The sequence below is a fragment of the Lactococcus lactis genome, from assembly GCF_029023865.1.
In the GTDB taxonomy this organism is placed as follows: Bacteria; Bacillota; Bacilli; order Lactobacillales; family Streptococcaceae; genus Lactococcus; species Lactococcus lactis.
Genome location: NZ_CP118969.1, coordinates 462,192 through 475,674 on the forward strand (window position 1 = coordinate 462,192; position 13,483 = coordinate 475,674).

The following is a 13,483-nucleotide window of genomic DNA, read 5'->3' on the forward strand; positions in this document are numbered from 1 at the left end:
AATAAATGACTAAGTTATCAATTACTCTTCGTGATAAAGATGGTGAGTTTACTGTTACTCAAGAACATGTTAGCGGTCAAAAACTTCTTGATTATTGGGATATGGCAGTTGAAATTGAAAAAAACGTGGATAAGATGTCTATTTCAGACGTTTATAAAAAACGGATTAATTTCATCGCTGGTTTATTCGATAGTTCAAAGGTAACAGAAGAATCAATTTTGGCAAGTGTACCTGCTTGGGGATTGCAAAATTTCATTAAAGATGTTTTTGAAACGATTACTGGTTCAAAAGAAGTTACGGGTGACGAAAAAAAGGAACAATGACAGTCTCAGAAGCTCGTTCTGAATTTCTAGACTTTGTAAAAACGCTAGTATCGACTGGTTCATATACTTTGGCAGATATCCTTAGTAATGATTTTTCTACAGTTGTTTCTGTGGTTGGTGCAAAAATTATATCAAAAGATGGTAGCGTAGATGAGCCTAAACAAGAAAAAGTATTATCGCTTTGGGAATTTGGGCAGTCATTAAATTAAAAATAGCTCTTATGAGCTGTTTTTTTATTTAAAAAAGAGATATAATTAAATAAAAAATACTGGAGTATGATATGGAAATTAGATATTTTTTTGATGAGGTTAAAGAGACTGCAATTAATATAAAAAAACCTATATTCGCAGACAAAGACTTATACAACAAATTCATAGAAAATAGTAAAAATGTAATTGCTATAGACATAACTCAAGAAGGAGTTAAAGAAATAGTAAGTAAACTTTTAAGTTATAATTTTCTTTTGCACTCTCAGATTAATTTTGTAGATTTTTTAAAAGATGTAAATATAGATTTAGAAGAGTTACAGAGCCAAAGAAATGCTCTACAAGAATTAACAAAAATAGAAATATCCAATAAAGATAAAGATATACAAAACGAAAGAATTAAAGAATTTTACACCAATCTTCCTAAGTTTGAATATAAGGTATTGAAGTTTCGTGATCGTATGATGATTGGAGATACAAAAAAAAACCTATGGAGGAAATGTTAAACGCATTTGCTAGACAAGGCTGGAAAGTAATATCTATGGTGGAAAACACATGGCGACAAGAAGGTATAATGACAGGGAATAGTCACGGTGAGATTCTAGTAACTATGGAACGACAAGTTTTTAATGGATAACTAATATAAAAACGCTACTTTTTAAGGGCGTTTTTTGTTTATCCTTGAATTAACGATAAAAGTTCAAGGAGAAAGCCATGGCAGATACACCTTTAGGTAAAATGATAATTGAAATGGGCTTTGATGATTCCAGCTTCGCAAAGGGTGTTACTGGAGTTAATAAGCAATTAGCAGCCTTAAAAAATGATTTAAAAACTTCTCAAACATCATTTTCAACATTTGGGAAAGGTGTTGACGGAGTTAAAAGCCCAATGGAAGTTCTAACAAAATCTATTGAGGCGCAAAAAAGGCAATTAGATTTACTAAAAAAATCTTACAATGGTTCACTAATTGACGGAAAAGCAAGCTCTAGCACTCAAAAATATGCGACTGATATTTCTCGTGCAAATGCACAATTAATGCAATACCAGGCTCAATTAAAAAATGCGGCGATTGAGCAATATAAACAAACCTCTATCTTGCCTAAAATGTCTTCTGGACTAGGAAAAGTAAGCTCAGGTTTAAGTTCAATTGCTTCAAAAGCTATGCCTGCTTCAATTGCTATAACTGCAACATTTGCGAAAGGAATTCAAGCAGCAACTAATTTCAATGGCAAGATGACTGAAATCCAAGCTTTGTTATCAGATGGAACACCAGCAAATGTTCTTTCTAAGCAAATGGATACCTTATCAGATAAATCTAAACAATGGGCTAGACAATACGGTATCGATACCTCATCTATCAATGATGGTATGGAAGAAATGATTAAACGCGGTTATGATTTTAATCAAACCGTTGGGGCTATGCCAGCAGTATTAGATGCCTCAAGAGCATCAGGGGAAGATTTCGGAACGGTAATGTCTGCGTCAACTGCCATTCTTGAACAGTTTGGTTTAAAGACTGAAGATACAGCATCCATGATGAAAAATACCCAACGTGTAACGGATAGTTTGACATTTGTAGCCAATAAAACATCTGCAGGATTTGAAGACATGGGAATAGCAATGGAATATGTCGGGCCCGTAGCTCACTCTTTAGGTATGAATGTTGAACAAACCGCTGCTGCAGTAGGATTGCTTTCAAATAATGGTATCGAAGGCGAAAAAGCTGGTACATCACTTCGTGGTGCTCTATCTCGCTTGTTAAAACCTACTAAACAATCTTCGGCAGCTTTTGAAGAACTTGGCATTAATATCGATGAGTGGAAAAAAGGAAATATCGGTTTACCTGATATGCTGGATACCATCAAAAAACATACCGAAGGTATGACAGATGCAGAAAAAAGTTCATTAGTTGCTAAAGCGTTTGGTGTAGAAGCTCAAACAGGTATGAACGTGCTGATTAACCAAGGCGGAGATGCATTACGCAACTTAACCAAAGAAACACAAAATGCAACTGGTTATACTAAAAAGCTTGCAGACCAAATGAACAATTCTGATAAGAATGCTTTTAATAAAGCTAAAGCGACTTTGGAAGTTTTATCAATTGATTTAGGTCAAAAACTCTTGCCTTCAATCGTGCCAATCGTTAAAGAAATAGATAATTTAGCTGGTTCATTCGAAAAGCTAAGTCCAGAAACACAACAATTCATCATCAAAATGGCAATAGCAGCGGCAGCTGTATATCCTACCACCAAAGCGTTAGAAAAAATGACAGATGCAACAAAAGGCGTAATTGATGGCTTGAAATATCTTGGTGCAAAAGGGGCAGGCAAACTTGCACTTAGAGGGATTGCTACTGAAGCGGGAGGAGCAACTGCTGCGATATCTGGGGGAGGGGGACTATCTGCTTCTCTTGGTGGAATATCCCCAATACTGGCTGGATTAAGCCCAGTGGCTGTAGGTGTTTTAGGTGTAGCTGGTCTAGCGGGGTTAATCATCGGCGTAAGCAAAGCTGTAGATGAAGCAAAAGATAGAGTTAAGTTCTTTGGCCAAGTTGAAGTTCCAAAAGAAACGGTAGATAAAATCGATAACTTTAGAGATAGGATTGACAAAGCCAAGGTAGCAATGGAAGAGTTCGGTACCGGAAGCCAAAATTCAGCTCAAAAAGTTAAAGATGCTATCAATTCACTTTCCGAAGGAACAAAAGGTGATATTGATAAATCAACTAAAGAACTTGAAGAAGCGATGAAGCGGACAGGATATACAGCAGAGCAAATTGCTGAAATGAAAAAAAGGGGTGAAAGTGCTAAGTCTGTTGTAGAAGCTGCTGCAAATGATATTTCACAAGTTTATATCAATGCCAACAAACGTGACGAAAAAAATAGAGCATTGACCGTTGACGAACAAGCTCGTGTAAGTTCTAATATGCAAGTGATTTTCGAATCAGAAGCTGATGCACTTAAAATAACGGGCGATAAAAAGAATACTTTAATGAAGGCTCTCAATGGCGAGTTCAATAATATGTCTAAATCTCAGGCTCAACAAGTTATCAATGACATGAGAGGGATGAGAGAACAAGCGAATAAAGAATATGATCAACAAGCCGCAGACCAAAAAAAACTGCTTGACGGTAAAATAATCACTCAAGATACCTATAACGAAAATATGGCTGCCGCAGAGCAAGAAAGAGTTGATAAGTTAAGCAAGTATGGTGTGGCAGTTGCCCAAGCTGAGGAAGTTTTACGAGGTAATTTAAAACAGGGCGAAGCTGGGTACTCGGAATGGCGTACAAACGCAGAAAATGAAATACGGACATATACAGAAAATACAGGTATTGGGCTAGATGATCTCCTCGCAAAACTTGGCGATGTTAATAAGAAAACTGCCGATTCTGGTAATGTTTTAGCCAAGTATGCCGTAGGGATGTCAAACGACACTAAAAAAGCAAATGATGCTTGGAATACTATGATTTTTGACCCTAAAACAGGGGAAATTAAAACGAATATTCCAGAAGCAATCGCAGAAGCTCTCAAGGGTAAAGATGGTTGGGATAATATGCAGTTCATCTTGAAGAACGCTAATTTAACAACGAATGCTAGATTTGCAGTCGCAGAAGCTTTAATTGCAAGTGGGCAATGGGACAAACTTTCTCCTGAACAAAAAAATCTAGTTGTCAATAATCAACAAGGGCTGCTTGCGATTGCAGACAGTAAGCAGAATATGCAAATTTGGAATGAAATGCCAGATTCTGTTAAGAAAATTCTTGGTGATAATAAAGATTTCTTACAAAATAAAGAAACTGCCCAACAAGCTTTAACTGGTTGGAATACACTTCCTGCTCAAACTAAAAAATTATTGGGGAATGATACAGACTTTTTGAGTAAAAAAGGAAACGCAGCTCAAGCATTGAATACGTGGAACTCTATGCCAGAAAATGTTAAAAAGCTTCTTGGTAACGATAAAGATTTCCAAAACAAAAAAGGGGCAGCCGCAAGTGCTTTAAAAGCCTGGGATGCCATGCCAGAAAACGTTAAGAAAATGTTCGCAAACAATGCGGATGTATTGAGTAAGAAAAAAGGCGCGGCCGATGCGATTACTCAATGGAATTCATTATCTCCTAAACAGCAAAAACTTCTTGCTCAAAATCTTACAGGAGATGGAGTCTCCCAAGCTCAAAGAGCTATTGATAGCCTTCCTAAAGAGAAGAATACAACTTTAACTACCACTCATAAAAATATTTTTCAAGAAATATATGAAAAAATAACCAAACATGCAACGGGTACTAATTACCACCAAGGCGGACTCGCAATGGTTAATGATCAAAAAGGTTCGCTATATAAAGAATTGATTACTTTACCAACAGGCCAAAGCTTCATTCCCGAAGGTCGAGATGTCGTTTTAAACTTACCTAAGGGTTCAAGTGTTTTGAAAGCTAGCAAAACAGCTCAATTAATTCCGAAATATGCCAAAGGTACAGGCGGAATTCCGGCTGATGCGAAGATATTTAGAGATATGAGAGCAGTACAACAACAGTTAGTAGTTAATACTCCAGTTGTTGACAATACTGAACTGTTGAGTGCTATTTTAAAAGCTATTCTAGACAGTGGTACTAATAATGATGTTATTAAAGCAATTCAATCTTTAGCAAATCGGCCATCAGTTTCTGTTTTCGATAAAAAGGATGCTGCTAAAACACTAACAAAATTAATTTCTGAGAATCAAGAGAAAGACACTCTTATTCAAACTTTGATTGGAGGTCATAATCCGTGAATAAAACAATGAAAATAACACTTGACGGAATTGACATATCAAAATTGTTTTATTCTGTTACAAATATCAAAAGAAATATTGGTTCAAATTGGGTTAATACAACTAGTCCTAGACTTCAAGGTGCAGAGTTTCTTTATAATGCTTTAGGTTCAAAAACAATTTCATTCGATTATATTATTGATGGTGTATTTTTTGAGGAAATAAATGCAAAAAAAGAATTACTTGCAAAATATCTAAATGTTAAGGAACCTGTTCCATTAATTTTTAACGATGAACCAAATAAAGTCTGGTACGTTGTACCTGATGGCGAACAATCTTTTGAGCAAGCTACGGGAACAATTACATTTTTAGTGCCTAAAGGGTACGCAGAATCAGTCTATACTAAAGTATTGAATAATGATAACTCAGGCGGAGAAAATGGAACCATCATAAATAATGCTGATCACTCAGTTTCGGTATTGATTAATAATAACGGGACATTGCCTATCTATCCCACAATTAAAGTTACCCCAACATCTGAAACAGGCTATTTAGCATTCGTTAGACAAAATGGAATCCTCGAAATTGGTAATCCAGATGAAGCTGATACAACCACGGCTAAAAGTCAGAAGCTGGTTTGTGATTTTAAAACTAAGTCTGATTTTGAAACTAACTTTGTTCCAGATACAAGCTGGACAACTTCATGGCCAACAAATCTTGATGGTATGCCATTAAATAGTACCATTGCTTGGAAAGACGATGGGATTCGAATTGGAGCAATGGCGCAATCTTCGCTTTGGAACGCAGGGGTTTTAAGATATGAAGTACCTAAAGATGATTTGGGTAATTATGTTAAAGATTGGCATGCTAATTTCAATACATTATATATTCAGAAAAATCTTGAACAGTGCTGTCGTTTTCAAATTCATTTTGCGGATGAAAACAAACAGCCTCTTGCTTGCTTTGAAATCTATAAAGGGGGTATTGGTGAAAATGCTACCTTGAACTTTTGGCTGATTGGTGGAGATAAAAAATTGAAGCTTTTCAAAAATCATACATTCTCAGCGACTACTGGAAAACCAGATAAAAATGGGTCTCCACTTTTTGCTGCAAGTCATGGCGGACAGGCGATTGTTAAACAAGGCAATAAGATTTCTTTCTACTGGCGAGCGATGGCTGAAACTTATCTCATGGATGGTGTGCCAGCATCTACCAAACTTGCTTATGTTTATGTCGTGATCGGGAAAAGACGATATTATCAAATGTTAGCAGATACAAGTCTTCGCTCATTTAAACTCATGAATCTAAACAATGAGTACACTGTCGATATTCCTAATAAGTACCAACCAGAAGATGAAATAAAAGTTGATATGGAAAAATCAAAAATCACAGTTAATGACTTAGGGGCGAACTCAGACTATATCACGGGTTCAGAATTCTTTTCAATTCCTCCAGGAGCAAGCCAAAGGCTAGATATTGTGTATTCAAATTTCACAACAAGCCCGCCTAAAGTTGAAATCAAGTGGAAGGAGCGAATCTTATAATGTTAATCTCAATTCATGACCATACATTGAAACGAGTGGGTTTCCTCAGTAATGACGACTCGGAAACTCCTGATTTTAAAGATGATAATTTTCATCGCTACTTAGCACAGGGGACATCAACTTTTGATTTCACGGTCAATAAAATAAAAAATGGAGTGGTTCAAGATTATGTTCAACTGTTAAATGAACGAGCTTATTTCAGCTTTCAGTATGAGGGAGAGGATTTCCTTTTTGATTCTGTCATTGTCGAAGAAGATGATGACAAAATCACTTTCAATTGTCTAAGCCTAAACCTTGAAATGCGAAATGAAGAAGTTAAGGATTTAAAAAATACCGCCAGTCACAATATCCAATGGTACTTTGACCAATTAGGACTTATCAATTTTGCAAAAATCTCACTTGGTATTAATCAGGTTAAAAATGATACAAGGGTCATTAATTATGATTCGGAAGACACCAAACTTGCTCGTTTAATTTCAGTCATTCAAAATTTTGATGCCGAATTTGAGTTTGTCACAAAATTAAAAAGAGATGGAACGCTTGATAATATCACACTCAATATTTATAAGAAAAATGATGGTGGCGATGTTCAAGGAGTTGGCCAAAATAGAAATGATGTGCTTTTATCCTTTGGTAAAAATGTTACAGGGGTTAATCGAAAAGTTGAAAAGTCTCAGATATTTAATTCGCTTTATGTCACTGGGAAAGATGGGTTAAGTTGGAAAAACTCTTCCTGGTCAGTTACGAATTCAGAAGGGCAAGAAGAATTCTATAAAAGAGCTGGTGAAAGTTACGCTAAAGCTCCTTTGTCTGCTCAAATGTTTCCTTCACAACTTAAATCTTCGAGCGGTGATATATTTACCAATAAAAATGCATCAACCGAATATACCACAGTAAATGCCATGTGGGGCTACGCTTTAAGTCAGCTGAAACAATATGCTTATCCATTAGTGACTTATGAAGTGACAGCCACAAGTAACTTGACTGTTTCAAGTACTGGAGACGGTATGCCTTTGCATATTGGAGATACAGTCAGAATTCAAGATAAGAATTTCATTGATTCAGATGGAAATGTTGGATTATTCTTGTCAGCACGAGTGAGTGAACTAGAAATAAGTTTCACTAATCCTACAAGTAACAAAATTATGTTTTCTAATTACATCAAGCTGAAAAGTGAAGTATCTGATGATCTAACTGCTAGAATGCAAGAAATTATCAATGCTAATACTCCTTACCGTCCTGATATCACTTCTACCAATGGCTTGCAATTTAAAAATGGAACAGGAACGACTACATTAGGCGCTCATATATATTTTGGGTCAGATGACAAAGAAACAATTGCGGATAGTTATTCATGGGCTAAGGATGGAACGGTTGTCGCAAATGTTCAAGAAATTACAGTCGATGCAAGTGGCGTTTCAGAAAAAGCAGTTTATAGCTTTAAAGCAACGGTTGCGGGTAAAGTAGTCGCTAGTCAGTCGGTGACTATCACTAATGTGGACGATGGAACTAGCCCGATTAATCTAGTTATTGATTCATCTAATGGATATCAATTTAAAAATAATACCATTAATACAACTTTCACTGCGATACTTTATCAAAATAATAAGGAAATTGATAGTGAGGGAACAAAATTTGCTTATATATGGTCTAAAACTAACGCTGATGGAACAGTAGATACCGCTTGGAATCTTGCTCATCAAACAAGTCATAAATCAATTACAATCACAAATAGTGATGTTTGGCAGAGAGCTACATTTGATTGCACTGCAGAACCACTTAATTAAATAGGAGGAATAAAATATGTCAATTGTCTCAAGTGGGCAAATCACAATCACAGATTTATCAGATGGGATGCAACTCAACGCTTTCATCACAGCGAGTGGGGTGACTACTCAAACTTATGATGCAACAGCTCAAACATGGTCACCAAGTTATGCGACTACTCCACAAGTTTTAACGCTCAACCTTACTAAAGCAGGTAGTACAACTTCTGTTGTTAGTGGGATTTCAGGAAATATTACTTGGACACGTACTGATGGAACAACAACAAATACTATTACTTCAACTACTAATAGTGATACTCAACATGTGAGTGGAAGTGCACATAGTGTGTTGACAACAAAAGTCAATGTCCCAATTGCTAACTCAGCATCACGATTCACCGCTTCTGGATTATGGGTTGACCCAAATACAGGTTTAAATGTTCCATTCTCAGCTGTTTTAGATTTAACTGTTGTACAACTTGCTAAATCAGCTATTCTTGCGAATGTTTATGCTGGAAATGGTGGAGCGTTCTATAATTCTAAGCCTGCAAGCTTAACAGTTAACGCTGATTTATATAAAGGTGGAACTTTATCACATGGAAACAAAAAGATATTCTTCGGTTATGCAGATAGTACTGTAACTACAACTGGTTCAGCTGGCTATAACTCAAACCTTGGATTAGGTTGGCACTTATGTACTTCATCTACAACTGGTCAAACACCAAATGTAACTGCTGGTACAAATACAACTTCTCAAGGAATATTAACAGTTCTACCAACGGCAATTGTAAATGCTCAAACTTTTAAGGCAGTTATCATTGACCAAGCAGGTGGTACAGCAGGTACGGTAGTTAGTGGTATCGTTACTCTTCTTGATTATACAGACCCATTAACTTGTACGATTGATAGTACAGCAGGTAGCATTTTTAAAAACGGTTCTGGTACAACAACACTTACTTGCCGAGTATTTCAATCTGGTGCTGAAATTGATACAGATGGAAAAACCTATACTTATAAATGGTCTCAACGTGACCACAATGGCGTATTAAATGCTAATTTTGGCGGTACAGGCAATCAATATAAAACTGGTAAAACAATTAGTGTTGCGGCGACTGATATCAATGTCAAAGCCCAATATACATGCGAGGTGAATCAATAATGAAAAGTACATTTTATGCCAATATTGAACTTGGGGGAGAAATCACACAAGTTAGCTTTGAAGCGACAAGCGCAAGTGATGTGATTGAACAAATCTGGCGGACTTATGGTATCTCCACTCCAATTATTGAAATTTGGGCGGAGGTGACTGATGACGATAGTAGCAAGCAATAGCCTCACATTAAGTAACGTTAATGATGGGACAATAACTCATACAGCCTATTCATGGAGCGCAGACGGCACGGACGGTTTCACGACTGTTTATCCGAATTTGAATTTGTTAAATAATACAAAAATCACTCAAAACAATCTCAATGCACAAAATTAGTCTGCGGGAGTCAGTAGTTCGCTATCAGTTGGTTCTAATAATGGAATTAAAGTAATTAATAATGGAGGAAATATTGGTAGTCAAGGCGGTTTTGCTTACGCACCTACAATAAATGTAAAAGCTGGTGGCGCTATCACAGTTAGTTGTTATATAAAAAATACTGGAACGGTAGATATTAATAACTTTTCACTAGGGTTTGCGTTTTATGGAACTACTAATTCATACCCTACTAAAGGTAAGCTCGTAGTTCCAACTGATGGTAAATACTACTTTTTCAGTTTTACGACGATTGTTCCAAATGGTGTTACTACAGCTCGTCCACGTTGGTTTGATGTAGCAACTGTTGTTAATGAAACCCACATTTTTGAAGTATATGGAATGAAACTAGAACCAGGCTCAATCGCTACTCCATACATGCTAAGTGAAAGTGAAGTAAAAACTAGTGATTATCCAAGCTATATAGGTCAGTATTCAGATTTCACAGCTACAGCATCCACAGACCCTACTAAATATGCGCCTTGGACAGTATTTAAGGGAATTGACGGAAATAATGGAAGAGGAATTGTAAGCAGTGAGCAGAAATATCAAGTTACAACTACGCCAGCTAAACCAGTAGACCCTTGGGAAAATAGTGTGTGGAAAACAACACAGCCCACAACAACGTCTACCAACAAATACCTCTGGTCTATTACTCGAACAACATTTAATTTAGCGCCTTTGACGCAAGATATTGTGGAACAAAAAGCGGTTTATGGTGATAAAGGAACTGACGGTGACCCTGGTAAAATCGTTTCCGATACTGAGCCAACTACACGTTTTAAAGGCTTGACTTGGAAATATTCAGGTACCGCAGACCTTACAGCGAGTGATGGAACGGTTATCAAGCCTAATACAGAATATTACTACAACGGCACTCACTGGATGATTAACTTTCTAAGTGCAAATAACATCGATGCGAATTCTATCACTGCAGAAAAAATCAATGGTACAGATTTAGAAGTGAAAAACGGGAAGTTCACAGACGGAGTTATTGAAACGAGTTGGAAAAATGGAACCGTTGCTGGGAGCACGAATATTGAAAATGACCATTTAATAATTACCCGAACAGATTCCTCTGTTAACACAACAAACTCTATTGGTTTGGATAGCACCCAGGGGCTTATCATGGTTTACACCGAGAATTCAACAGGACGAACAATATCAGTCGGTACGAATTTTCAAGGCATGTCCTTAACTGACAGCACGGGAATTTCTGCGAGTATCTCACCAGCCGGTGTCAAGTTGTCCTCCGATGTAAACTGGACTCAAATCGGAAATATCGGTGGACGTAGAGCTGAGTGGAAACGTGAAAACAATCGAGTTACGATGAATATCCACGGTGGTAACGGTGATGGGTTCCCTGTCATCACGAGCGGTGGAACGCTTTTGGGAATACTTCCAACAAACGCTAGACCCCCAAGCGATATTTCCATGCCTGCTACTGCTCAGGGAGCTGGTGCAACCGCTCAAATTTCCATTAATTCCACGGGAGAAGTGAGGTGTTATCGCTGGGGTAGAGATTCTGTTTATTTTGGTGCTTATATTTCGTACTATGTTGAATAAAGGAGAAACAATGAAAATACTAAAATCAAACATCTTGCAGTATGTAGGAGAGACTGGAACAGCTGATGTTCCAACAGGTAATATTAAAGGAAATGTTAATGAAGATGGGTCTTTCAAATTGGAAGTAACTGTTTTTAACGCAAATGAATTTTTCAGTGAGGAAACCCAAAGGATTGAACTAACAGAATTTTTCAATCAAATTTTGGACAAATCCAAAGAAATAAGTGGTGGAGCAAGTAAAGAATAGAAAGCAGGGGTTATGGAGGAGCAAGCATGGCGAGAAGTACTCGAACGATTAGCTCGAATTGAAACAAAGTTGGATAACTATGAAACAGTTAGAGATAAAGCAGAACGAGCGCTTTTAATAGCCCAATCAAATGCAAAACTTATAGAAAAAATGGAAGCCAATAATAAGTGGGCTTGGGGCTTTATGCTTACTCTTGCCGTAACCATTATTGGATATATAATTACTAAAATAATTTAAAGGAGAAAGAACATGAAAACAATTGATAAAGGAACGCTTACACGTACAGTTTTGCTTTGGTTAGCTATCATTAACCAAATTCTAACAGCATTGGGTATTAATCCATTGCCGCTTGACGATAATACTGTCAGCACAGTTATCACAACAGTTTTTGCACTTTGGGCTTGGTGGAAGAATAACGACTTCACTCATGCAGCTAAAAAAGGAACTGAACTTACAAAAAGTTTGAAAAATGGAGATAGCGTTCAAGTAGTTAAGGCATCTGATGCTGACCATGAATTCACAGAAGGAGGCGAATAATGCCAAGTATTGAAAATATGATTGCTTGGATGCAAGCACGAAAAGGTAAAGTTACTTACTCGATGGCTTCACGAATGGGGCCAAACAGTTATGATTGTAGCTCGTCAGTGTTCTTTGCCATGATTGCTGGTGGCTTTTTGTCAGCTGGCTCAATGGGAAATACTGAAACCTTATTTGGAATGTCAGGAACGAAGCTGAAAGAAATCAGTCGAGGAGAAGTCCAGCGTGGCGATATCTTCATTTCAGGTACTCCAGGAGGTTCGGCTGGTTCGGATGGACATACGGGTATCTTTTTGAGCAATGGCTCATTCATTCACTGTTCTTACACTCACAATGGAATTGCGGTTGATACGAATGACGCTTATATGAGCACTCGCTTACCACATCACTTTTATCGAATTGTTGGTTCAGGTTCTGGAAATACTGACAATAAACCTCAAATGGTTACATTAAATGTTGATGGCCAGTTTGGAAATGCGACTGCTAAACGATTACAAGAATACTTTGATACGGCTGGTAAAGACGGAGTAATCAGTCACCAGTATAAACAAACCTTTAACCAAAATATTTATGCTGCTCAGTTTGATTCATCGCTGACAGGTTCAAACGTGGTAAAAGCATTGCAAAGATTCCTAGGAATTGGCCAAGACGGATTATTTGGTCAAGGAACTATCAAAGCTTTACAGAAGCATCTTGGAACAACGCAAGACGGAACTATCAGCCCAGTTTCTGATTCTGTGAGAGAATTACAACGTCGATTAAATGCGAATAAATTATAAAAATTAACCCTGACTTCTGTCGAACGTTTTTCTTTGTTCTCGTTAAGAAGTTTGCTATAATTAATTTCTAACACTGATCCCCCTTAATTGGGGGTCTTTTTTTTGTTAACAAATGTTACTGTTTTTCTTAAGATAAATTAGTATAATATCCTTATCGTAAATGCTATTCCAAATACAAGTACAAATAACTAAGTATTTCGGGAGAGATAAAGCGCCCTTTTCCAAAGCGAGGGTGTTTTTTTCTTGA

15 protein-coding genes are annotated in these 13,483 nt (G+C 37.0%); all 15 read left to right on the plus strand.

The annotated features are described in order from the left end of the window. The first annotated feature begins 5 nt into the window (after positions 1-5). The 15 genes from gpG (at position 6) to PYW37_RS02540 (ending at position 13,236) form a co-directional block, all read left to right on the plus strand. Positions 6-323 (plus strand): phage tail assembly chaperone G, encoded by a 318-nt coding sequence (gpG, locus tag PYW37_RS02475; RefSeq protein ID WP_023189088.1) that lies wholly within the window; start codon positions 6-8, stop codon positions 321-323. Next, a complete protein-coding gene (locus PYW37_RS02480) occupies positions 320-532 on the plus strand; it encodes a hypothetical protein (RefSeq protein ID WP_023189087.1) in 213 nt (70 codons plus the stop codon). Before gpG ends, PYW37_RS02480 begins: the two co-directional genes overlap by 4 nt. Positions 533-603: 71 nt before the next feature. Next, complete coding sequence (locus tag PYW37_RS02485; protein WP_032944888.1) at positions 604-1,035, plus strand: hypothetical protein; 432 nt, start codon at positions 604-606, stop codon at positions 1,033-1,035. Next, positions 1,029-1,166 (plus strand): hypothetical protein, encoded by a 138-nt coding sequence (locus tag PYW37_RS13305; RefSeq protein ID WP_159101068.1) that lies wholly within the window; start codon positions 1,029-1,031, stop codon positions 1,164-1,166. The genes PYW37_RS02485 and PYW37_RS13305 overlap by 7 nt, the downstream gene beginning before the upstream one ends. 77 nt (positions 1,167-1,243) lie before the next feature. After that, positions 1,244-5,296, plus strand: a complete 4,053-nt coding sequence (locus tag PYW37_RS02490; protein ID WP_052484085.1) for a phage tail tape measure protein — start codon at positions 1,244-1,246, stop codon at positions 5,294-5,296. After that, positions 5,293-6,819 carry a distal tail protein Dit gene (locus tag PYW37_RS02495; protein ID WP_155384505.1) on the plus strand — a complete coding sequence of 509 codons (1,527 nt, stop codon included), beginning with the start codon at positions 5,293-5,295 and terminating at the stop codon, positions 6,817-6,819. Before PYW37_RS02490 ends, PYW37_RS02495 begins: the two co-directional genes overlap by 4 nt. Next, entirely contained in the window at positions 6,819-8,606 is a 1,788-nt protein-coding gene (locus tag PYW37_RS02500; protein ID WP_044009714.1) for a phage tail spike protein, read from the plus strand. Before PYW37_RS02495 ends, PYW37_RS02500 begins: the two co-directional genes overlap by 1 nt. Positions 8,607-8,622: 16 nt before the next feature. Next, complete coding sequence (locus PYW37_RS02505; protein ID WP_025017258.1) at positions 8,623-9,744, plus strand: hypothetical protein; 1,122 nt, start codon at positions 8,623-8,625, stop codon at positions 9,742-9,744. After that, positions 9,744-9,917 (plus strand): hypothetical protein, encoded by a 174-nt coding sequence (locus tag PYW37_RS02510; RefSeq protein ID WP_023189746.1) that lies wholly within the window; start codon positions 9,744-9,746, stop codon positions 9,915-9,917. The genes PYW37_RS02505 and PYW37_RS02510 overlap by 1 nt, the downstream gene beginning before the upstream one ends. Further along, positions 9,895-10,071 (plus strand): hypothetical protein, encoded by a 177-nt coding sequence (locus tag PYW37_RS02515; protein WP_155384504.1) that lies wholly within the window; start codon positions 9,895-9,897, stop codon positions 10,069-10,071. Before PYW37_RS02510 ends, PYW37_RS02515 begins: the two co-directional genes overlap by 23 nt. 378 nt (positions 10,072-10,449) lie before the next feature. Further along, positions 10,450-11,673, plus strand: coding sequence for a hypothetical protein (locus tag PYW37_RS02520; protein WP_155384503.1), 1,224 nt, complete (start codon positions 10,450-10,452; stop codon positions 11,671-11,673). 10 nt (positions 11,674-11,683) lie between these two features. Continuing rightward, a complete protein-coding gene (locus PYW37_RS02525) occupies positions 11,684-11,920 on the plus strand; it encodes a hypothetical protein (protein WP_023189749.1) in 237 nt (78 codons plus the stop codon). A gap of 12 nt (positions 11,921-11,932) precedes the next feature. Further along, complete coding sequence (locus PYW37_RS02530) at positions 11,933-12,157, plus strand: hemolysin XhlA family protein (protein WP_023189750.1); 225 nt, start codon at positions 11,933-11,935, stop codon at positions 12,155-12,157. 12 nt (positions 12,158-12,169) lie between these two features. Next, positions 12,170-12,457, plus strand: a complete 288-nt coding sequence (locus PYW37_RS02535) for a phage holin (RefSeq protein ID WP_010905390.1) — start codon at positions 12,170-12,172, stop codon at positions 12,455-12,457. Further along, complete coding sequence (locus tag PYW37_RS02540) at positions 12,457-13,236, plus strand: peptidoglycan amidohydrolase family protein (RefSeq protein WP_058222357.1); 780 nt, start codon at positions 12,457-12,459, stop codon at positions 13,234-13,236. Before PYW37_RS02535 ends, PYW37_RS02540 begins: the two co-directional genes overlap by 1 nt. The last annotated feature ends 247 nt before the right edge of the window (positions 13,237-13,483 follow it).

Coding starts and splice junctions, on each gene's coding strand:
- PYW37_RS02530 (WP_023189750.1), top strand. CDS start 11,933: ATGGAGGAGCAAGCATGGCGAGAAGTACTCGAACGATTAGCTCGAATT.
- PYW37_RS13305 (WP_159101068.1), top strand. CDS start 1,029: ATGTTAAACGCATTTGCTAGACAAGGCTGGAAAGTAATATCTATGGTG.
- PYW37_RS02500 (WP_044009714.1), top strand. CDS start 6,819: ATGTTAATCTCAATTCATGACCATACATTGAAACGAGTGGGTTTCCTC.
- PYW37_RS02480 (WP_023189087.1), top strand. CDS start 320: ATGACAGTCTCAGAAGCTCGTTCTGAATTTCTAGACTTTGTAAAAACG.
- PYW37_RS02525 (WP_023189749.1), top strand. CDS start 11,684: ATGAAAATACTAAAATCAAACATCTTGCAGTATGTAGGAGAGACTGGA.
- PYW37_RS02520 (WP_155384503.1), top strand. CDS start 10,450: ATGAAACTAGAACCAGGCTCAATCGCTACTCCATACATGCTAAGTGAA.
- gpG (WP_023189088.1), top strand. CDS start 6: ATGACTAAGTTATCAATTACTCTTCGTGATAAAGATGGTGAGTTTACT.
- PYW37_RS02505 (WP_025017258.1), top strand. CDS start 8,623: ATGTCAATTGTCTCAAGTGGGCAAATCACAATCACAGATTTATCAGAT.
- PYW37_RS02485 (WP_032944888.1), top strand. CDS start 604: ATGGAAATTAGATATTTTTTTGATGAGGTTAAAGAGACTGCAATTAAT.
- PYW37_RS02535 (WP_010905390.1), top strand. CDS start 12,170: ATGAAAACAATTGATAAAGGAACGCTTACACGTACAGTTTTGCTTTGG.
- PYW37_RS02540 (WP_058222357.1), top strand. CDS start 12,457: ATGCCAAGTATTGAAAATATGATTGCTTGGATGCAAGCACGAAAAGGT.
- PYW37_RS02490 (WP_052484085.1), top strand. CDS start 1,244: ATGGCAGATACACCTTTAGGTAAAATGATAATTGAAATGGGCTTTGAT.
- PYW37_RS02510 (WP_023189746.1), top strand. CDS start 9,744: ATGAAAAGTACATTTTATGCCAATATTGAACTTGGGGGAGAAATCACA.
- PYW37_RS02515 (WP_155384504.1), top strand. CDS start 9,895: ATGACGATAGTAGCAAGCAATAGCCTCACATTAAGTAACGTTAATGAT.